We start from the raw sequence: 20,103 nt of genomic DNA on the forward strand, positions 1-20,103 counted from the left end.
ATGAAAAAGTTAATCGGTATCGCATTTCTATTTATTATTTCCATCGTCTCTGTTGGTGTGAGCGCAGCGGAACCACAACAAGGGAATATTGAGCAGGGGAGACAGCTAGCCAACACCAGGTGTGAAGCTTGTCATGGACCTATGATGTTAAGTCAGGCGGGTTTATTTCCTAGCCTCAGGGGACAGAAGCAAGCTTATCTATATAAACAACTTAAGGATTTTAAATCTGGGGACAGAGCCGATATCAACATGCAGGCTCAGGCTGGTGGCCTGACCGATGAGCAAATGAGAGATCTTACTTTCTACTATAGCCTTCTGACTCCCATCAATCTGAATGCCAAGGTTAAATAAGTTATCTTTGGCGTTTGATTGGCGTTATCTATTTTTAAGGTATTCAGTGATCTTCTGGGCGAACCTTAAGGCATGCTCATTATCCCCATGTAAACAGATACTATCGGCCTTGAGCTGCAGCATGGATCCATCTAATGTCGATAGTGGTCGATTAGCTAACACTTGCTCAACTTGTTTTATGGATTGATTGTCATCTTCTATTACCGCTCCAGACATAGTTCTGGGAGCCAGAGAGCCGTCAGCTAAATAGGTGCGATCGGCAAAAGCCTCTTCAATTACCGTTAATCCGTGCTGTCTTGCCAATGGCACCAGTGGACTGGCAGCGAGAATCATTAATTTTAAGCTTGGGTCTATTCGTTTTATGGCGTTAATTAAAATCAGCCCTAAACGCTCACTGAAGGCCGCTTGATTATAAAGGGCACCGTGAGGTTTCACGTGGAACAATTTTGCGCCTAGTGAGCTACATACGGCTTTTAATGAGCCAATTTGCTGATTGAGTGAGGTTAATAACTCTTGATCTGTAATATCAATGGATTGCCGGCCAAAGTTTTCACGATCGGGAAAGCTGGGATGGGCGCCAATATTAACGCCTGAGGCTAGTGCTAATTTTACCGTTGTCTCCATGCTCGTTCGATCACCCGTATGACCACCACAGGCGATATTGGCCGAAGTGATTAATTGCAGCAGGGCTTCATCATGGTGACCGCCTTCACCTAAGTCGGCATTGAGGTCGATAGGGTAAGTGTTTTGGTTCGATAACATTATTGACCTCTGTTTCACTTGTTAACTCGTCGCTTTCTTAGCTTTGTTTTTAGCTCGCAACTCGATACTTTCTTAGCCTTAGCCTTAGCTATTAGCGTCTATAGATCTCTGTAAGCGATAAAAATATTGTTGCCACTCGTAATTTGCATCTTCTGCCTGGTTTGGACTCACGTGAATAAATTGCAACTGCTCTCCAGGCCTGGTTTGAGCCAGTTTCCAGAGGTCGGCTTCAATCACTGTGGCTATTTTGGGGTAACCGCCAGTTGTCTGCCCATCGGCTAGCAGAACTATGGGCTGGCCCGATGGTGGCACCTGAATGCTGCCTGGCATAACCGCATGTGAGTTTAAGTTCAGCTCTTGTGTTAAGTCTAATACCTCACCGGTTAAACGTGCGCCCATACGGTTACTGTCGTTAGATAGCTGCCATTGACTACTCCAGAATACTTTGCGCGACTGCTGGGTAAATTGGGCCATTTCGGGTCCGGGCAGGGCACGTATCTCATTAGAATAGCCTCTCTGTACGGCGCCAATTGGCTTAGAAATTGAGAGTTTGTTCCCTAAAGATATTCGATCTCCCACTTTGAGGGCTCGACCTTGATGACCACCTAGTTCGGCGGCAGTCAGTGTCGATCTCGAGCCTAAATATAGGGGGACATCTATGCCACCATCTATGGCTAAATAGGCACGCATACCTGACTTAGGCCCTCTTAGGCTGAGGGTTTCTCCTGCCTTAATGTTGTTGCGCCAGCCATGCCAGATCTCTCTGGAACCAATCTTAATTTCATAGTTTGCTCCCGTTAGAGTAAACCAGGCATCTCGATAGAACTTGAGTTCGAATGTTCCGGCTGTGAGTTCCAGGCCTGCTGCGTTGTCCGGGTTACCGACCAAGCTATTAGCAAGTATCAAGGCCTGTCGATCCAATGCCCCTGAGACTGATACACCTAAGTGGCGATAGCCTGTGCGTCCCAGATCTTGAACTGTGGTGTGAAATCCCGGGGTGAGTACCTCTATCATCTTGGTACCTCTGATTTGGCTTCTTCAACTTCACCCAAAGACTCTATGGCAATGAATTGAACTGTATCGCCAGGTGAAAGCAGGGAGGGCTGCGCTCTATCGTTACCGAATAAAGTGCTGTCGAACAAGTTGACTGAGCTGCGACCTATCAGTTGCCAGCCGCCGGGAGATTGAGCCGGGTATATGCCAGTTTGCTCGCCACCTATCCCTACTGAACCAGCTGGAATGGCTAACCTTGGAGTCGCTAATCTGGGGGTGAATAGTCGTTTATCAAGCCCATGGAGATAGGGAAAACCGGGCTGAAATCCCAGAAATAGCACGCTGTACTGAGCTGAGGTATGTATTTCTATGACCTCTTGTGGTGTTAGCTTATTGTACTGTGCAACAGCATTTAGATCTGGCCCATACTCCCCACCATATTGAACCGGGATCTGGATAAGTTTCCCCGGTTTTAGTTGGACTAATTTATGTGTCCAAAACTGGTTAACTTGATTGCTCCAGAAGGGGATTTTTTTACTGTCTTTGAAAAATAGGGTGAGATTGTTATTACCCGGGACAATGTCTTCAAAGTCACCACTGGCTTTGCATAGATCCGATATGTGCCAAATTTGTCTCTGTATCTCTAATTTGCTGTTTGAGCCAGATAGAGAAGCGCAATCCAACACCAAGGCTTTTTCACCTAATTTGAATAATTTGGGTCGAAGATCCTTGCTCATGGTGTGTTCTTTATCTATTGCAGTAAAGGTTCAGGATAATACTTAAAACCAAATTTGTAACCCAATAAACTGCAACGGTTATCTTTCTAAGCACTATGATTAAATTGCTAACTTGGCGCATCGCTTTATAGTCCCGGTCATATAAATTGGTTAAAAAACTTTTTAATAAGCTCTTTAATATTAGAGACAAAACTTCTGTTGCCGAGCCGAAAGGCTTTAGGCAAGACACAAGTGTGCAAGAAAAATTAGCTAATGAAGCGGTTAAACCCAAAAAACAGGCAGCAACAGAGGAAGTGTTTATTTCTGATTCTGTCGATGTTTCAGCGTTGTTTTATAGTCTACTTTTCCCGACAAAATCCAATGATACAGGCGGGGTCGCTAATAATTTAGAAAAAGCTGTTATGGATGATGTTGAGCACGCTCTGATGTCACCTCAAGATGTGGCCGATAAGGTGCTTAAACTTCCGAGCAAATTAGCCGAGTTAGATAAGCGCCTCAAAGATGAAAGTGTCGATATCAGGGTGCTGGTGGATGAGATTCATGATGATCCTGTATTGAGCGTCGAAGTGATAAAACTGTGTAACTCTCCGGTATTTAAGCGTGGCGACAGGGAAGTAACTAGCTTGCAGCAGGCCTTCGTTCAGTTAGGTAGAGATCAGCTTAGGCGTCTGGTTACTACTTGTATGGTGCGTGAGATGATAGTGATTAAACCTATCTACTATCGTCGCTTCGGTCTGCAGATATGGCGTCATTCAATGCAAGTCGCCTACTTGTCATCTGAGTTAGCTACGGATAATTCCGGTCAGGATCCCGATACGGCCTTTCTGTTGGGCCTACTTCATGACGTTGGCAAAATTGCCATCTTTAAGATGCTGTTAGATGAGTTTCAGTTAGCCGAACCTGGAGAGCAGCCCAGCTCCTGGCTGTTCAGGCAAGTTATGACCTCAAAATCCCTTAGCCTGAGCGCCTTACTGGCCCAATGCTGGCATTTGCCTGCTTGCTTCGAATCATCCTTGAGCCAACTAGCCAATCTTGATTCAACACCCACTGAGCCACTGGCTGCCTTGGTATGGCGCGCAAACCTGATCAGTGAATGCTCCATGCTTTATCATGGGAAAAAGTTAGATGAGCCCTGTCTAGCACGCTTGTTAATTGATGCAGATTTGAGTCGGGATGAATTTGAGGTTTTACATGAGAAACTGATAGAGGTTTAGAGGGAAGGAGTGCACAGGGATTGTTACTCTATGTTTTTTCTATTAAAAAAGCCTCAGTGGTATCTGAGGCTTTTTTAGTTCCTAGGTTCTAGGAATTTAAATATCTTATTGCAGCAATGATATGTCCGCAGCATGGAGGAACTGGTCGCGTAGGCTAGAAAGTAGCGCTAAGCGATTGTTCTTCAGTGCTTCGTCATCGACCATCACCATGACATCTTCAAAGAAGGTATCCACGCTTTCACGTAGGTCAGCCAACAGTGCTAATGCTTCCTGATAGTTTGCCGAGGCAAACAAAGGAGCCAGTTTAGGTTGAAGCTCCTTGAGCTTCTCTGCCAGTGCTTTTTCAGCGTTTTCAGTCAATAAACTCGCATCGATATTTGCCGGAATATCACCTTCAACTTTAGCCAGGATATTAGACACACGCTTGTTAGCGGCGGCCAATGCCGAAGCCTGTTCTAGTGTTCTGAAATGAGCTACTGCCTTGATACGACTATCAAAATCTGCAGGTGATGTTGGACGACGAGCCAGTACGGCTAAGATTACGTCGACGCTAACACCTTGATCTTGGTACCAGGCACGGAAACGAGCCATGAAGAACTCGAGTACCTGCTCGGCAGCTTTATCATTACTTAAATTACTGCCATGTAATGCCTGTGCCTTAGCAATAAGGTCAACCAGATCCAGCGGCAGGTTATTCTCAACACAGATACGCAGGATACCGATAGCGGCGCGGCGCAGTGCAAATGGATCGGCAGCGCCCTTAGGTGCCTGGCCAATTCCGAAAATACCAACCAGAGTATCTAGCTTTTCAGCTAGAGCGACACAGACAGAAATTGATGCTGTAGGAACTGTATCACCGGAGAACTTAGGCTTGTATTGCTCTTGCTGTGCAAGAGAGACTGCTTCAGTTTCACCGTCGAGGCGGGCGTAATGCATGCCCATTGTGCCCTGAAGATCAGTAAACTCCATCACCATGTTAGTCATCAAGTCTGACTTAGAAAGCAGGCCTGCACGAGATGCTTCCTCGGCATTTGCATCTATGCTGCTAGCGATGAAACCAGCTATTTCAGAGATGCGCTCGACACGTTGCTTAATAGTACCCAGCTGCTTCTGGAACACGACGGTTTCCAGGCTGACTAGGCGCTCTTCCAATGTCAGTTTTTTATCATTTTCGAAGAAAAACTCGGCATCGGCAAGACGTGGACGAACCACTTTCTCGTTACCGGAGATAATGACCTGAGGATCTTTAGACTCTATGTTAGTGACGAAGATAAAGTTAGGTAGCAGCTGACCTGTCTTGTCGAATACCGGGAAGTATTTTTGATCGCCTTTCATGGTGTAAACCAAGGCTTCAGCAGGTACATTAAGGAACTTCTCTTCGAAGTTAGCGGTTAATACCACAGGCCATTCAACGAGTGAGGTAACCTCTTCTAAAAGCTCATCTTCAAGATCGGCAACACCACCAATCTTAGTCGCTGCAGTTTCAGCATCTGCCTTAATAATCGCTTTACGCGCTTCATAATCTACTAAGACTTTCCCTTGCTCTTTAAGTGCAGTTAGGTAGTTATCGGCATGATCTAGCTCGAAACTGGATTGACCCATGAAACGATGTCCACGGATAACTCGGTCAGATTTGACGCCTAGCAATTCTCCTTCGACGATTTCACTGCCAAGAAGCATGGTGACAGTATGAACCGGGCGGATAAATTGAATCTTGCTGCTTCCCCAGCGCATAGGCTTAGGAATGGGTAACTTATCTAGCGAGCGCTGTGCCATAGCTGAGATTAGGCCTTTAGTCTCTACACCGACAACTTTTGCCTGGTGTAATAACCATTCGCCCTTTTCTGTTTTAAGGCGACCAGCTTCTTCGACTGTGATGCCGTTACCACGAGCCCAGCCCATGGCGGCTTTAGTCGGATTACCGTCAGCGTCGAATGCTTGGGCTATTGCTGGCCCACGTTTCTCAACAACTTTATCGGCTTGAGCGTCTGCGAGTTGATTGACACAAAGTGCTAAACGACGCGGAGCGGCATGCCAAACAGCTGATTCGAAGCTGAGTTCAGCTTTGTTCAGCTCATCGGTAAAGTTGCTTAGGAAAGACTCTGCGAGTTTACGCAGGGCTTTCGGAGGTAACTCTTCAGTTCCTACTTCAATGAGTAAGTTTTCAAAATTCATTAGGTCTACCTCTACTTACACATTGGGAAGCCGAGAGCTTCACGGGCTTGGTAATAAGACTCTGCAACACCTTTAGACATAGTACGTACGCGTAGTATGTAACGCTGACGCTCTGTGACTGAGATTGCGTGGCGTGCATCAAGCAAATTAAATGCATGAGAGGCTTTCATCACCTGCTCATAAGCGGGTAGTGGAAGTGGTTTTTCCAGAGATAATAGACGCTGACAGGCTTTTTCACAGTCATCAAATAAGGTGAATAGCACATCAACATCGGCATGCTCGAAGTTGTAAGTTGATTGCTCAACTTCATTCTGGTGGAAGATATCGCCGTACATGATCTTGCCCATTGGACCATCGGTCCAGACAAGGTCATAGACACTGTCTACTTCCTGAATGTACATGGCCAGACGCTCTAGACCGTAAGTGATCTCACCGGTGACCGGACTACATTCCAATCCACCGACTTGCTGGAAGTAAGTGAACTGAGAGACTTCCATACCGTTCAACCAAACTTCCCAACCTAGACCCCAGGCACCTAGAGTAGGAGACTCCCAGTTGTCTTCGACGAAACGCACATCATGAACGCCCATGTCTACGCCCAGAGCTTCCAGTGAACCCAGGTAGAGTTCCTGAATATTACTTGGAGATGGCTTTAACACGACCTGAAACTGATAATAGTGCTGCAGGCGGTTAGGGTTTTCACCATAACGGCCATCGGTCGGGCGGCGACATGGCTGCACATAAGCACTGCTCATTGGCTCTGGGCCAAGAGAGCGTAGGAAAGTCTGTGGGTGGAATGTACCAGCGCCAACCTCCATATCGAGAGGTTGAACAATGGCGCAACCTTGCTGCGCCCAGTACTCCTGCAGGGTCATAATGAAACCCTGGAATGTCTTTACGTCATGTTTCGTCGTCATGTCTACTATCTACGCCGTCAGGATGATACCAACACCTTGTCTAAATGCTTTTTAGCAGCTAGAGCTAGCTTGGAAATATAAAAATGGTTTCGATTATACCTTGTAGAAATATGCATATGTAGGTTATTTTTTATCTCCTAAAGGAAATACCGCTAAATATTAAAATAAGGGAGTAACTCCATGGACAAGAAGCGTTGTGGCTGGGTTGGGGATGATCAAATTTATCTGGATTATCATGATGATGTTTGGGGCCAGCCTGTATTCGATAGTCTGGAGCTTTTCGCCAAACTCTGCCTCGAAGGTCAGCAAGCCGGGCTTTCATGGATCACTATCCTTAAGAAACAAAAAACCTATGAAGCGGCATTTTCCAATTTTGATCCTGAGGTGATTGCCAAGTTCGATGATACCAAGGTCGAAGAATTACTCCTAGATAAGGGGATAGTCAGAAACCGTCTCAAGGTAAACTCCATCATCAAGAATGCTCGTGGCTATATGGCCAACTTTTCTGACACCAAGGGCGAGCAGGGGAATGATTTCTCTGAGTTTCTTTGGAGTTTCGTTGGCGGCAAGCCGATTGTGAATCATTTTACTGAGATGAAACAGATACCAGTGCAGACTACCGAGTCTGAAGCCATGTCTAAAGCTTTGAAAAAGCTTGGTTTTAACTTCGTTGGGCCGACAATCTGTTATGCATTCATGCAAGCGGTAGGTATGGTGAATGATCATGCAACATATTGTTTTTGTTATGATAAGTGTAATAAGTAAGGAGGGGCTGAGAAGGTATCAAGGTTGAGAAGGGAGTAAAGCCAAGATGACGGCTGCGTCTGTTGGACGTTTGTTCCACTCTCTGATAATACAAGTTCCTAGGATCTAGGTTTTAGGAAAAGCTAAGACCCAAGCAACGCATGTTGGGCCGAATAAGGCGTATTACATCGATTGGCATCAGTGCTGCACGTTACTGTTCGATCAATTCTATCTGTGATAGAAAAAAATCTATCTCTTGTTGTGTGAATCCATTGAACGTCAATTTAATTATTGTTTTGTTGCTGTAAACATTAACTCTTACAACTGTATTCAGCTCCGACTCTCCAAATTGAAAACCTTGATATCCTTTATCTAGTTTAAATTCTAATATGTTTCCATTGATAGCTATAAAAGTTGACTTGAGGATTGTGGACATCAATGCCAGTTTATAGTCATCTAATGAGGAAAAAAAACTTAGGTCATCTCTTTCAAATTTAAACAGGTATTTGAGTAGTTCAAAATCAGAACTTAAGGGCTTAACACCAACTAAATTCTCTAATTCTTCAGAGTTCTCTTCGGTTAACAGCTGTTTGAGATAATTTGAGTTTCCAACTACTTTACTAATATTCAATGATTTATAAGTGTTATCATGTTCATAAAAATACATTATGCTATCGGTATCGAGTCTCTTACTGCTAACTTTTAAAATATCTAAAGGAATTAATGATTTAGATAACATAAAGCTTAATGATATATCTGTAGATACATCAGAGCTTTGAGGGCGATATTCTATTTTTCTCAACTTAAGTGGGTTGGTATTATTAGTACTTGTTTCTTGGTTCTGGTATTCATTGAAGGCGAGGAAATAGACCATTCGCGGTAATGTATACAAGGATAAAATAGTTACCAGGATAACAAGAGTAACCGTTATCACTATGTTGAACCGGCTATTCTTAATCTTTTTTAATAGATAACATGCTACTCGATAAACAAGCATGGATGTAAAAAAGGTTGCCACTGAATTCATAGCATTAACAGCTTCAGGCTCAAGAGGGAAGAAGTACTTCTTAGTGATAAATATAATACTTAAGCTAGAAATTGTCGCAAAGTAGAGTGTGGTTAGCTTCCATTTTAACCTCCTAAAAATGGCCATGCATAAAAGGAAGAGAGCCAAGATTGTCAGTAGAATAATTTGCATGAACCTTCTCTAATTTTGGGCGGATGAAGTATGTATATTATGATAAGAAAAAGAGTGTTCCACGTGGAACACTCTTTGTCTTATTTAATACCGAAGTATTACTTTTTCTATCTCATTTTTCTTCGCGAAGCGAAAATTTAATTATTTTTTGGTTCTTTCTCTTTAAAAAATAATTTTCATGAAATTAAAATTTGGCAGTAAAGTTAGCCAGATTTTAAAATTAAAAACAGAAATTAAAGTTCAAAAAAGAAAGGTTTTCTCTCTTTGCCTCTGTTTTTGGATCCACCGTTGACTTGGTTCATGGTTTCGGCATTGTAGAGTTTGCCGTTGACCATTGTATAAGTCACTCGATCTGTGACTCGAATATTTTCGAGTGGGTCACCGTCGATGACGATCAAGTCGGCGAGCTTGCCTTGTTTGATTGAGCCGAGCTGATGATCCATGCCGAAGTGTGTGGCCGGATTGATAGTTGCTGTTTTTAGTACTTCGAGATTGCTCATACCACCTTGAGCGAACATCCACATTTCCCAATGAGCGGCTAAACCTTCACGTTGACCATGAGCACCAATATTGGGTTTAACACCCAGATCATTCATCTCGTTGGCGACACGAGCAACATTGAAATGGTTATAATGTTCATCTGGTGCGGTAGGGCGTCTCATGGATCTTGCATCTAATAGATCACTTGGTACATACATAGACAGTCTTGGGTGTGCCCAAACATCTGTTTTATCGTACCAATAGTTCTCACCTGAGATACCACCATAAGCGACTACTAGGGTCGGTGTGTAACCGACTTCTGTTTGACTCCAGAGCTGCTTAATATCATTGTAGATAGCTGCCGCTGGTAGTGAATGCTCAATACCCGTATGACCATCGACTATCATGCTTAGGTTGTGTTGCAGTAAACTGCCACCTTCAGGCACTACCATCATTTCGAGTTCACGAGCCGCGGCAATGACTTGTTGACGTTGATTACGACGAGGTTGGTTATAGCTCTTCACACTGAATGCACCGACTTTCTTAAGGCGTTCCAGGTGAAACTTAGCATCATCCAGTGAATCTATATGGGATGTGTAGCCAGGACCATTGGCTCCATAGAGAATTGTACCAGTCGAGAAGATACGCGGGCCGGCAATATTACCTGCTTTTTGTTGCTCGGAAGCGGCGAATATCTCAGTTGTATCGTTAGATGGATCATGGATAGCCGTCACACCCAAAGACAAGTTAGAGTAGAGTTCCCAGTTTTGTTGGGGGATTATCTCCTCTTCACCTTGTGCACCATGAGCATGGGCATCGAACAGACCCGGCATCAAGGTCTTGCCCTTGATGTCTAAAACTGTAGCTTCACTGGGGATTTTTGTTGATGAGTCACCGACTGAGACAATCTTATTATCCTTGACGATGACCACGCCATTCTCTATCACCTTATCATCTTCCATGGTGATGATCTTGCCGCCAACGAAGGCAATTGTTCCACGTGGAACATCGGCCTTCTGTGTGAATCCTAGATCGGTGATCTTAGGTTCGACCTTAGCTTCATCTGAATTAGCTTCCTCGTCATTGTTGGCTTGACGCTGATCTTTGTACTCGGTATCAACGGCCATTTGGTAGAGCTCAGGACCTAAGGTCCAGTAAAGTTGATCGCTGTTGCCGTTCCAGCTAATGCTCTCTCCGGCACGCACACTCAGTTGGCTGACAGGTAGATTACTTGCCTTAGGACCTATCTCTATGGTCTCACCATGCTTAGCAAATGGAGTGACCCAGACCTTGAACCGCTCAGCGAAAGCGAGCTGCTTGCCATCGGGAGATATGCGGAATTCTGTACCTAGCTTACTGGTGTAATGAACTCGCTTCTGAAAGCCATCTAGGTTGATAGAAGCGAACTCTGGGGTCTCTCCTTGAGCCATAAAGTAGACGCGTTTTGAATCGGCAGCAAATTGTGGCTGATAACCATCGGGAGTGATGCGGGTATTTTGTTTGCCTTTGATGTCTACCTTGTATAGACCAGTATCCTGAGACCAGGTTCTGGGTGTGATATAGCCGCCCTTGGCCTTACGGTAAACAACGAAGGAACCGTCGGGTGAGAAGGTGGGCTCTACATACTTTCCTGGCTCCTTGGTCAGGGTTTTACTGCGCTTGTTTCTAACGCTGACGATTTTAACTGTGCCTTGGTCTTGATCATCCCAAGTGGTAAACACGATATTTTTGCTGTCACGAGACCACTGGGGATAGAGCTCTCTTAAGTCTGAATCTAGCTTGGTAAGACGGCTACCTCTTCCCTCTGATTTTCCACCAGAGAGATTTTTAACCCAGAGTTTGCCAAGGGCCTCATAAACCACTTTTTTACCATCCGGTGATACCTGAGCCATACGCAGCATCTTGACGTCGAATACATCTTTATCAAGATCTTGCTTGAATCGTACCGCAGGCTGAACCGCCAATTCGGTCTTCACCGAGAAGGGGATCTGTTTAACTGACTTAGATTCAACATCTAGTTTGTTAATCTTACCGCCAGCCCAGAAGACTATCTCTTCGTTGTCGGCGGTCCAACTCATGGTCGGGTAAACTCCATGAATGGCCCATGTCTCCTGCATGTCTCTGTCAAGATTGCCGTATAGCTTTTCTTTCTTGCCAGACTTAAGGTCAAGGAGGTACAGGGAAGACTGAAATCCATCGCGCTTGATATAGGCAAGCTTAGTTCCGTCAGGGCTAGGAGTAGGTCTTATGGCACCACCTGTGCCTTGAACTAATATTTCTATGTCACCGGTTTCGGTGTCATAGCGTTTGATCTTATAGATGCCTTTAACCGAATCTTTAGAATAGTGAAATGTCTTACCTGGAGTCGCGTCCTGACTAAAGTAGATATAGCGGCCATCTGGTGAGTAGGCGGGTTCGCCTAAGTCTTTCTGCTCGTTAGGGCGTTCAGTGAGCTTAACCCCTTCGCCGCCAGCCACATGGTATAGCCAGACTTCTCCGGCGCCCAGGCTACGTGAGCCTGTATAGTGCTTACGTGCAATTAAGTATTGTGAATTAGGGCTCCAGGCTGGGCTATTGAGCAGGCGGAAGGTTTCGTTGGTTACGGCTCTTGGATTACTGCCATCGGCGTCCATGATCCAGATATTGTCGCCACCATCCTCATCCGAGGTAAAGGCAATATACTTTCCGTCCGGGCTATAGGTAGGCTGCATCTGCCAGGCGATACCTTTGGCTAATACTTTGGCTTCACCACCTTGCATAGGGATCTGATAGATATCACCCAGCATGTCGAACACGATGGTTTTACCATTCGGGCTGACACAGATGTTCATCCAAGTACCTTCGGAGACATCAATCTTAACTCTCTCAAGGGGGGCATTAGCCGGTGCATTTACCTGCCACTTGGTTTCCTTGTCTGAGGTTGATTCACTCGCCATTATTGGCAAACTTAAACTAAGTGCGATTGCTGCACATAGAGGAGTTAGCTTTTGTTTTATCATTTTAATCCCTAGTTTTCTTATTTTAATTGAGTCATTACTGGCTATAATTATTCTTTATTGATTGTGCCAGACTTTTATTAAAGCGAACTTAGTTGTTGTTTTTGTGACGCTAGTGTTTTTTGTATGCAGTATTCAAGTTAATTTAGCCTGTCTTTTATCGCATATTTAGGGGGCGGGTAAAACAACTATCGTGTAGCAAAATTGTTAATTGGTGCTGGATTTGGGACTCATTGTATAGCTGAATACATTGGTATTTTTGGAGAGAGGTTTTTTGGTTAGTTTTGTTGCTTGGACAGGCTTGCTGTAGATTTTTGAATGAATATGTAGGATTGAGAAAGAAGAAAATTTGCCTTAGCGTAACTCGATAGCCAGAGCTAAGGCCATCGAGTTTGGTTTTGCATTTGCAGGTAAGGCGGTTTAGTTCAGTTGAACTGTATCGCCTTCAAAGATTTCCGCATCATTCAATACTCGGCAGGTGACGCCGCCACGCCAATCAGGTCTTAATGCGGCTTCGAGTCCGGCATGAGCTATTTCCATCTTCTTACATGGGTCTGTTTCGCCGGTGATCTCGAGTTTAAGTTCACCAATCTCGAGAATCTTGCCGACATGCTCGGGAGTAAAGCTCAGTCCTTCGACCAGCAAGTTCGCTCTACGAGTGGTCCAAGGTAACAGGGTATTAAGCTCACTACAGACGGTCTGCCATTGTTCTTTCGACATAACAGTGACTTGTCGCTTGCTTGGTCGGCCGAAGAAGTCCTGTTCGACACCATGGGAACAAGTGACATTCGCCTTAGTAACGAGTGTCATAGGTTGCTGCTTAATGGGCTTAAATCCGATGGCAATGAGCGTCGACATAGATGATTCCTTCATGTTGTTAAGGCTTGCGGTTCAGAGACCTTTTTGGATTAAATACTGGTAGGGTGTTTTATCTGTACTGCTCGAGAGTAGCTTATGATCCATAAATTCACAGAAGCTAGGAATATCTCGGGTAGTGGCAGGGTCATCTGCGATAATCAGCAGGGTCTCGCCAGCTTCCATTTTTCGTACTGACTTACGAACCATCATCACAGGCTCTGGACATCTGAGTCCAATGGCATCTAAATGATGGTCGGCTTGATTCATGCCATCGATAATAGTATCACTCACTCGGTCGCTCATAATTCCTCAACCATATATTTGCCATCTAACCTACTGCAAATCAGAGGATAGGCTTGTAAATAGGTGACTAATAATACGCTAGCAAAGTTAATAATCCAAGTTGAGCGATTGCTTTTGTGAGACTAAGAGTGAGTTGGAAAACAGGACACGAACTAACTCGTAAGTGGAGCGAATTGTGCTTTAGTCACCAGTAGTAACTGTTCTGGTGCTAGTTCGATATCTAATCCTCGTTGACCACCGCTGACATATATTTTTACGTAGTTCTTTGCGCTAATGTCTATGTAGGTCTTGAGAGGTTTTTTCTGGGCTATAGGGCTGACACCTCCCAATTTGTAACCCGTGGACCTTTGCACATCATCGGCATTGGCCATGGCTGCTTTCTTAGCTTTCGTTGCCTTAGCGATGAGTTTCATGCTGAGTTTCGAGTCCACGGGAATAATGGCAACCGCGAGTTGTTTGCCATCTAGCTGAACGACTAAGGTCTTAAAGACCTGCTCAGGCTGCAAACCTAATTTTTCAGCGGCCTCTAAACCATAGGAATCACAACCAGCTTCATGGTGATATTCATGAATGGTGAACTCTATGTTAGCTTGCTTTAATGCATTGATTGCGGGAGTCATGCTTGTTTCTGCTCTTCACAATAAACGTCATTAACCTTTAGCTTCATCACCAGTACATCGACGCCGTGGTAGGTCACCTGTTCGACGGCTTTCCAGCCCATCTTCTTATATAAACCACCAGAGTGATCTTCTGTTTGTAGATATAGTTCGTTTACTCCATGCTTATTAGCTAAATCCAATATGCCATTTATGAGTGTTTGCGCCACAGATTTTCCTCTGTGGGCTTTATCTACATAGACACCGCCAAGCCAATGTGATGTTTTGGGGTAAGTCGTCATTTCCTGAAAACGCAATTGAGCCGTTGCAACCACTTGGTTATTGACTGTAGCCAAAAGCACCAAGGGGAGTTTGTCTGTATTGAGATAACCATTTAGCTTAGTTTCTAACGCTGAAGTTGATCGACTGCTGTCGTTACTTATGTATCCCCACTCATCGCTATACCATTTAGCTATTTGCGGGATAGCCTCGGGTTTATCTGCGAGTAATACCAGTTCCATCAATGGACTCCATAAGAATTTGTGAACAATAGTGCCTATTTTTGCCAGATTTTTATATATTTTTCAAGGGGATATTCGAGCTGTTTGCGGAGAAATTTTCTATTGCTTGGGAGTAAGATGTTCCACGTGGAACATAAAAAAGACCCTAGGAACTCGTCCCTAGGGTCTTCATATCTTATTTAATACTTCTAGCTACAGAAGATTAAGGTCTTTCGAATATTGTTGCTATGCCTTGGCCTAAGCCGATACACATGGTCGCCAGACCATATTTTGCATCTTTGCTTTCCATCAAGTTGATAAGCGTTGTAGAGATTCGAGTACCAGAGCATCCTAATGGATGACCGAGTGCGATAGCACCACCGTTGAGGTTAATCTTCTCATCGACAACATCCATTAAGCCTAAGTCTTTTACACAAGGTAGAGACTGGGCGGCGAAGGCTTCGTTAAGCTCGATAACATCAAGATCATCGACAGTTAGTCCAGCACGCTCTAATGCTTTTTTAGTCGCAGGAACCGGACCATAGCCCATGATGGCGGCATCACAACCTGCAACAGCCATAGAGCGGATGCGTGCACGGATTGGTAAGCCTAAAGCCTTGGCTTTCTCTTCTTCCATGACCAGCATGGCTGAAGCTCCATCAGACAGTGCTGAAGATGTTCCCGCTGTGACTGTGCCATTGGCAGGGTCGAAAGCAGGTCTAAGTCCTGACAGTGACTCCATTGATGTTTCAGGACGAATAACTTCGTCATGCTCAACCGTGATCAAGGCACCATTGGCATCATGACCTTCGATTGGGTGGATCTCATTGGCGAAGCGACCTTCGACTGTGGCTGCATGAGCACGTTGATGTGAGCGTACCGCAAATTCATCTTGCTGCTCTCGTGTGATGCCGTGCATCTTTCCTAGCATTTCAGCCGTAAGACCCATCATGCCCGATGCCTTTGCTACATTGCTGGCAAGGCCGGGATGGAAGTCGACACCGTGATTCATAGGAACGTGGCCCATGTGCTCGACACCACCGACGATAAACGTATCGCCTTGACCTGTCATAATTGCGCGTGCCGCTTGATGTAGGGCATCCATAGATGAACCACATAAACGGTTTACGGTCACGCCGCCAATCTGCTTAGGCAGCCCCGCTAGGAGTGATGCGTTACGTGCGATATTGAAGCCTTGCTCCAGAGTCTGTTGAACACAGCCCCAGATCACGTCTTCAATGGTATTAGGATCTAGCTTGGGATTACGCTCAACCAGTGCCTTCATTAATTCTGCAGAAAGAGTCTCTGCACGTACATTTCTAAATACTCCAGCCTTAGAGCGGCCCATGGGAGTACGAATGCAATCTACGATAACTGCTTGTTTCATTGTTTTATTCCTTCCCACTTATTTAGACTGGTAGTAGCTGCCATTATTTGCGGCAAGTTCACGCATGGCATCTGTTACTTGATATAGGCCACCTAAGTGAGCGTATTTATCGGCGAGAGCAACAAAGTTTGCTACGCCCATGGTATCTATGTAGCGGAATACACCGCCTCGGAATGGTGGGAAACCTATACCGTAAACTAGACCCATATCAGCTTCAGCGGGTGAAGCAATAATACCTTCTTCGAGACAGCGTACGGTTTCTATGATCATAGGGATCATAGTACGGGCGATGATTTCATCGGACTCGAATTGCTTAAGCTCACCGAATTCGGTACCTAGCAATTCATAGCTAACGGCATCGACATCTTTCTTTGGCTTGCCACGACGGTCGACTGAGTAAGCATAAAAACCTTTGCTATTCTTCTGACCGAAGCGATCAGCATCGAACATGATATCGATAGCATCTTTGCCTTCTTTCGCCATGCGATCAGGGAAGCCTTCAGCCATAACAGCCTGGGCGTGATGACCTGTATCTAAACCGACAACATCGAGTAAGTATGCTGGGCCCATAGGCCAACCGAACTGTTTCTCCATCACTTTATCGATAGCGGCGAAATCAGCACCGTCGGCGAGTAGGCCGCTGAAGCCTGCAAAGTAAGGGAACAGCACGCGGTTGACGAAGAAGCCAGGGCAATCATTCACTACGATAGGTGTTTTACCCATCTTACTGGCGTAGGCAACAACTGTTGCGATAGTCTCTTCAGAACTATTCTCACCACGAATCACTTCAACCAGTGGCATCTTATGTACCGGGTTGAAGAAGTGCATGCCACAGAAGCGCTCAGGCTTTTTAAGCGCCTTAGCCAGCAAATTGATCGAGATGGTAGATGTATTAGAGGTGATGATGGCGTCGTCGGCAACATTCTGCTCAACTTCGGCCAATACCATAGACTTGACCTTAGGATGTTCGACAACCGCTTCGACGACTACGTCGACATCTTTAACCGGGGTGTAGTCCAGAGTTGCTGTGATGTTGTTAAGCACCTTAGCCATCTTCTCTGGTGTGGAGCGACCACGTTTAATCTGTGCAGCAAGAAGCTTAGACGCTTCCCCTAGACCTAAATCCAGAGCTGGCTGTGCAATATCCTTCATGACGATAGGCGTGCCCTTGCTGGCGCTCTGGTAGGCGATACCGCCACCCATGATGCCTGCGCCCAATACGGCAGCTGTGTCGACTTTCTTAGCCAGTTTTCCGGCTTTCTTAGCCTTGCCTTTTACTAACTGGTCATTGAGGAAGATACCTATCAATGCCTGGGCCACATCTGTCTTGGCTAACTTAACAAAGGCCTGATGCTCTATCTTAAGGGCTTCATCTCGTTTAAGGTTTGCAGCTTGCTCTATAACGCTGATGGCTGTCATAGGTGCAGGGTAATGCTTGCCCGCTATCTTGAATACCATGCCTTTCGCTGTGGCGAATGACATCATAGCTTCTAGCTTAGGTAGTGTAAGTGGTGCCTGCTTGCGAGCACGGCGAGTCTGCCAGTCGAGTTTTTCTGTGACGGCATCCTTCAGCATCTGAATTGCTGAAGCTTGTAAGTTCTCTGGTGCAACAATAGCGTCGATTGCGCCGACTTTTAGTGCCGCTTCAGGACGTTGGTCTTTACCGCTAGTGATCCACTCGAGCGCGTTATCTGTACCAATTAGGCGTGGAAGGCGAACCGTACCACCAAAACCAGGAACAAGTCCCAGCTTAGACTCAGGTAGTCCAACTCTTGCCGTGGAATCGGCAATGCGGAAATCGGTCGCTAGTACGGTTTCGAAACCGCCACCTAGTGCAAAGCCATTGATGGCTGAGATAGTTGGAAAGGGAAGATCTTCTAACTTATTAAATACGACATTCGCTTCTGCTATCCAAGGGAGTAGCACGCTATCATCCTGTGCGAACAAGCCTAAGAATTCAGTGATGTCGGCGCCAACAATAAAGGCGCCTTTACCTGAAGTCAGGACTAAAGCTTGGATGTCTGAATTTTGCTTGATTGCATCGAGTGCAGCGTTAAGAGAGTCAATCGTTTCTCTATCTAACTTGTTGACTGAACCCGGTGCGTTAAAGCATAGCCGAGCGATATTATCTTCAAGTAACTCAACCTGAATCGTAGGACTTTGGTAGATCATTGCTTGCTTCCTTTTGCGTGATACCCGTCTTAACTAGGGGTTATTCTTCTATCTCAGCGCAGGTCATCATCTGACCAGTTACTACTCAGTGTGCGACGAATTTAGATAAATTACAACACCCAATTTAAACACTTGTTTGATTCCCGCTTTGGTGGAGGTATTTTTGTGCTTTATGTTAGACTGCTTTCAGCTGCTATACAGGAATAAATAGTCTAGTTAACTGGCGCTGAAAAGCGAGTCTGGTATTTACTATACTTATACCTTATTTAGTAATAAGAACAACTAACAACAGGAAGTCACTCATGGATCAGCTCGCTAGCCATTATCTTGCTCACATCACCGAACTGAACCGTCGTGTGGCGGACATTGTTACCCGAGAAAATTTATCTGGCCTGGTGATCCATTCGGGCCAACCTCATCGACAGTTTTTAGACGATATGGATTATCCTTTTAAGGTCAATCCGCACTTTAAGGCCTGGCTACCTATTTTGGATAATCCCCATTGTTGGTTGTTAGTTAATGGCCGGGATAAGCCGCAATTGATTTTCTTTCGCCCGGTAGATTTTTGGCATAAGGTTGCCGATGTTCCCGATGCATTCTGGAGCGAACATGTAGAGATAAAAATGCTGACCAAAGCCGATAAGGTTGCCGAATTACTACCAAAAGATATTGGCAATTGGGCTTACATAGGTGAGCACTTAGATGTCGCCGAAGTGCTTGGGTTTAAGACTCGAAACCCAGATGCCGTGATGAGTTATCTTCATTATCATAGAGCAACCAAGACTCAATATGAGCTCGAGTGTATGCGACACTCTAACGAGATAGCTGTCCATGGCCACATAGCGGCTAAAAAGGCCTTTTATAATGGCGGCAGCGAGTTTGAGATCCAGCAGGAATACCTGAATGCTTCTTGTCAGGGTGAGAATGAAGTTCCCTACGGCAATATCATCGCGCTTAACCAGAATGCTTCGATTTTGCATTACACTAAGCTTGAACATGCGAGTCCTCATCCGAGAAAGTCATTTCTTATCGATGCAGGGGCTAATTTTTCTGGATATGCCTCAGATATTACCCGCACCTACGCCTTCGAGAAAAATATTTTCAGCGAGTTGATCGAGGCGATGAACAAGTCACAGCTTGAGCTGGTAGATATGATGAAGCCGGGAGTTAAATATGTTGATCTGCATATTGAGACTCATAAGAAAGTCGCCCAGATTATGTTAGATTTTAATATAGCCAAAGGGGATGTTGAGAGCTTGGTGGAGCAGGGGATCACCAGTGTTTTCTTCCCCCATGGATTAGGTCATATGTTAGGGCTACAAGTCCATGACATGGGGGGTTATCTTCATGATGAGCGCGGCACCCATATTGCAGCACCAGATGCGCATCCTTTCCTGCGTTGCACTCGTACCTTAGCCGTGAATCAGGTGCTGACCATAGAGCCTGGCATCTATATCATAGACACCTTGCTCGATGGCTTGAAACAAGATAAACATCAGGCACAGATCAACTGGGACACTATAGATCTATTACGTCCATTCGGCGGCATTCGTATCGAAGATAATGTTATCGTCCATGCAGATAGAAACGAGAATATGACTCGTGATTGTGGTTTAGGTTGATAGATCTGTTGCGCATCTCTATGTGAGCCACTGCGTGGCGTTATTTTTGAATAACTGCAACTTAAATTTTTTGGCTTATCGGTAACCTATTATTTATG

General features: G+C 45.1%; 17 protein-coding genes. 4 read left to right on the forward strand and 13 right to left on the reverse strand.

Annotated features, from left to right (window positions below):
• Complete coding sequence (locus sps_RS00225; protein ID WP_077750634.1) at positions 1 to 351, forward strand: c-type cytochrome; 351 nt, start codon at positions 1 to 3, stop codon at positions 349 to 351.
• Positions 352 to 375: 24 nt separating this feature from the next.
• Here the strand turns inward: sps_RS00225 and pxpA are convergent, their stop codons facing one another.
• The 3 genes from pxpA to pxpB form a co-directional block, all read right to left on the reverse strand.
• Complete coding sequence (pxpA, locus tag sps_RS00230) at positions 376 to 1,113, reverse strand: 5-oxoprolinase subunit PxpA (protein ID WP_077750635.1); 738 nt, start codon at positions 1,111 to 1,113, stop codon at positions 376 to 378.
• 84 nt (positions 1,114 to 1,197) lie between these two features.
• Positions 1,198 to 2,127, reverse strand: a complete 930-nt coding sequence (locus sps_RS00235) for a 5-oxoprolinase subunit C family protein (protein ID WP_077750636.1) — start codon at positions 2,125 to 2,127, stop codon at positions 1,198 to 1,200.
• Positions 2,124 to 2,843: a 5-oxoprolinase subunit PxpB gene (pxpB, locus tag sps_RS00240; protein WP_077750637.1), complete on the reverse strand. Its 720-nt coding sequence runs from the start codon at positions 2,841 to 2,843 to the stop codon at positions 2,124 to 2,126. Before pxpB ends, sps_RS00235 begins: the two co-directional genes overlap by 4 nt.
• Before the next feature lie 146 nt (positions 2,844 to 2,989).
• Between pxpB and sps_RS00245 the strand changes: the two genes are divergently transcribed.
• Positions 2,990 to 4,057 (forward strand): HDOD domain-containing protein, encoded by a 1,068-nt coding sequence (locus sps_RS00245; protein WP_077750638.1) that lies wholly within the window; start codon positions 2,990 to 2,992, stop codon positions 4,055 to 4,057.
• Between the two features lie 105 nt (positions 4,058 to 4,162).
• Here the strand turns inward: sps_RS00245 and glyS are convergent, their stop codons facing one another.
• Entirely contained in the window at positions 4,163 to 6,232 is a 2,070-nt protein-coding gene (gene glyS, locus sps_RS00250; protein ID WP_077750639.1) for a glycine--tRNA ligase subunit beta, read from the reverse strand.
• Positions 6,233 to 6,243: 11 nt separating this feature from the next.
• Positions 6,244 to 7,149 carry a glycine--tRNA ligase subunit alpha gene (gene glyQ, locus sps_RS00255; protein WP_077750640.1) on the reverse strand — a complete coding sequence of 302 codons (906 nt, stop codon included), beginning with the start codon at positions 7,147 to 7,149 and terminating at the stop codon, positions 6,244 to 6,246.
• A gap of 180 nt (positions 7,150 to 7,329) precedes the next feature.
• Between glyQ and sps_RS00260 the strand changes: the two genes are divergently transcribed.
• Entirely contained in the window at positions 7,330 to 7,914 is a 585-nt protein-coding gene (locus tag sps_RS00260; RefSeq protein ID WP_077750641.1) for a DNA-3-methyladenine glycosylase I, read from the forward strand.
• 190 nt (positions 7,915 to 8,104) lie between these two features.
• Here sps_RS00260 and sps_RS00265 read toward each other — a convergent pair whose 3' ends face one another.
• From sps_RS00265 to fadB, 8 genes are all read right to left on the reverse strand, one after another.
• The gene (locus tag sps_RS00265; protein WP_077750642.1) at positions 8,105 to 9,091 is read right to left on the reverse strand and encodes a hypothetical protein; all 987 of its coding nucleotides are present in this window, start codon (positions 9,089 to 9,091) and stop codon (positions 8,105 to 8,107) included.
• A gap of 233 nt (positions 9,092 to 9,324) precedes the next feature.
• Positions 9,325 to 12,570 carry an amidohydrolase family protein gene (locus sps_RS00270; RefSeq protein WP_077750643.1) on the reverse strand — a complete coding sequence of 1,082 codons (3,246 nt, stop codon included), beginning with the start codon at positions 12,568 to 12,570 and terminating at the stop codon, positions 9,325 to 9,327.
• 417 nt (positions 12,571 to 12,987) lie between these two features.
• On the reverse strand, positions 12,988 to 13,425 hold the full coding sequence (locus sps_RS00275) for an MOSC domain-containing protein (RefSeq protein ID WP_077750644.1): 438 nt from the start codon (positions 13,423 to 13,425) through the stop codon (positions 12,988 to 12,990).
• 33 nt (positions 13,426 to 13,458) lie between these two features.
• Entirely contained in the window at positions 13,459 to 13,692 is a 234-nt protein-coding gene (gene tusA, locus sps_RS00280) for a sulfurtransferase TusA (RefSeq protein ID WP_149027376.1), read from the reverse strand.
• A gap of 188 nt (positions 13,693 to 13,880) precedes the next feature.
• Positions 13,881 to 14,348, reverse strand: coding sequence for a Cys-tRNA(Pro) deacylase (gene ybaK, locus sps_RS00285; protein ID WP_077750645.1), 468 nt, complete (start codon positions 14,346 to 14,348; stop codon positions 13,881 to 13,883).
• Positions 14,345 to 14,845, reverse strand: coding sequence for a GNAT family N-acetyltransferase (locus tag sps_RS00290; protein WP_077750646.1), 501 nt, complete (start codon positions 14,843 to 14,845; stop codon positions 14,345 to 14,347). The genes ybaK and sps_RS00290 overlap by 4 nt, the downstream gene beginning before the upstream one ends.
• A 202-nt stretch (positions 14,846 to 15,047) precedes the next feature.
• Entirely contained in the window at positions 15,048 to 16,211 is a 1,164-nt protein-coding gene (fadA, locus tag sps_RS00295; protein ID WP_077750647.1) for an acetyl-CoA C-acyltransferase FadA, read from the reverse strand.
• An 18-nt stretch (positions 16,212 to 16,229) separates the two neighbouring features.
• The gene (gene fadB / locus sps_RS00300; RefSeq protein ID WP_077750648.1) at positions 16,230 to 18,383 is read right to left on the reverse strand and encodes a fatty acid oxidation complex subunit alpha FadB; all 2,154 of its coding nucleotides are present in this window, start codon (positions 18,381 to 18,383) and stop codon (positions 16,230 to 16,232) included.
• A 302-nt stretch (positions 18,384 to 18,685) separates the two neighbouring features.
• Here fadB and pepQ point away from each other — a divergent pair, with 302 nt between their 5' ends.
• Positions 18,686 to 20,005 (forward strand): Xaa-Pro dipeptidase, encoded by a 1,320-nt coding sequence (gene pepQ, locus sps_RS00305; RefSeq protein WP_077750649.1) that lies wholly within the window; start codon positions 18,686 to 18,688, stop codon positions 20,003 to 20,005.
• Positions 20,006 to 20,103: the final 98 nt, after the last annotated feature.

The sequence above is a fragment of the Shewanella psychrophila genome (genome assembly GCF_002005305.1).
GTDB lineage: Bacteria > Pseudomonadota > Gammaproteobacteria > Enterobacterales > Shewanellaceae > Shewanella > Shewanella psychrophila.

Bases quoted from the DNA above. Each gene is read 5' to 3' on its own strand.
- sps_RS00225 (WP_077750634.1), top strand. From the start codon at position 1: ATGAAAAAGTTAATCGGTATCGCATTTCTATTTATTATTTCCATCGTC.
- pxpA (WP_077750635.1), bottom strand. From the start codon at position 1,113: ATGTTATCGAACCAAAACACTTACCCTATCGACCTCAATGCCGACTTA.
- sps_RS00235 (WP_077750636.1), bottom strand. From the start codon at position 2,127: ATGATAGAGGTACTCACCCCGGGATTTCACACCACAGTTCAAGATCTG.
- pxpB (WP_077750637.1), bottom strand. From the start codon at position 2,843: ATGAGCAAGGATCTTCGACCCAAATTATTCAAATTAGGTGAAAAAGCC.
- glyS (WP_077750639.1), bottom strand. From the start codon at position 6,232: ATGAATTTTGAAAACTTACTCATTGAAGTAGGAACTGAAGAGTTACCT.
- glyQ (WP_077750640.1), bottom strand. From the start codon at position 7,149: ATGACGACGAAACATGACGTAAAGACATTCCAGGGTTTCATTATGACC.
- sps_RS00260 (WP_077750641.1), top strand. From the start codon at position 7,330: ATGGACAAGAAGCGTTGTGGCTGGGTTGGGGATGATCAAATTTATCTG.
- sps_RS00265 (WP_077750642.1), bottom strand. From the start codon at position 9,091: ATGCAAATTATTCTACTGACAATCTTGGCTCTCTTCCTTTTATGCATG.
- sps_RS00270 (WP_077750643.1), bottom strand. From the start codon at position 12,570: ATGATAAAACAAAAGCTAACTCCTCTATGTGCAGCAATCGCACTTAGT.
- sps_RS00275 (WP_077750644.1), bottom strand. From the start codon at position 13,425: ATGTCGACGCTCATTGCCATCGGATTTAAGCCCATTAAGCAGCAACCT.
- tusA (WP_149027376.1), bottom strand. From the start codon at position 13,692: ATGAATCAAGCCGACCATCATTTAGATGCCATTGGACTCAGATGTCCA.
- ybaK (WP_077750645.1), bottom strand. From the start codon at position 14,348: ATGACTCCCGCAATCAATGCATTAAAGCAAGCTAACATAGAGTTCACC.
- sps_RS00290 (WP_077750646.1), bottom strand. From the start codon at position 14,845: ATGGAACTGGTATTACTCGCAGATAAACCCGAGGCTATCCCGCAAATA.
- fadA (WP_077750647.1), bottom strand. From the start codon at position 16,211: ATGAAACAAGCAGTTATCGTAGATTGCATTCGTACTCCCATGGGCCGC.
- fadB (WP_077750648.1), bottom strand. From the start codon at position 18,383: ATGATCTACCAAAGTCCTACGATTCAGGTTGAGTTACTTGAAGATAAT.
- pepQ (WP_077750649.1), top strand. From the start codon at position 18,686: ATGGATCAGCTCGCTAGCCATTATCTTGCTCACATCACCGAACTGAAC.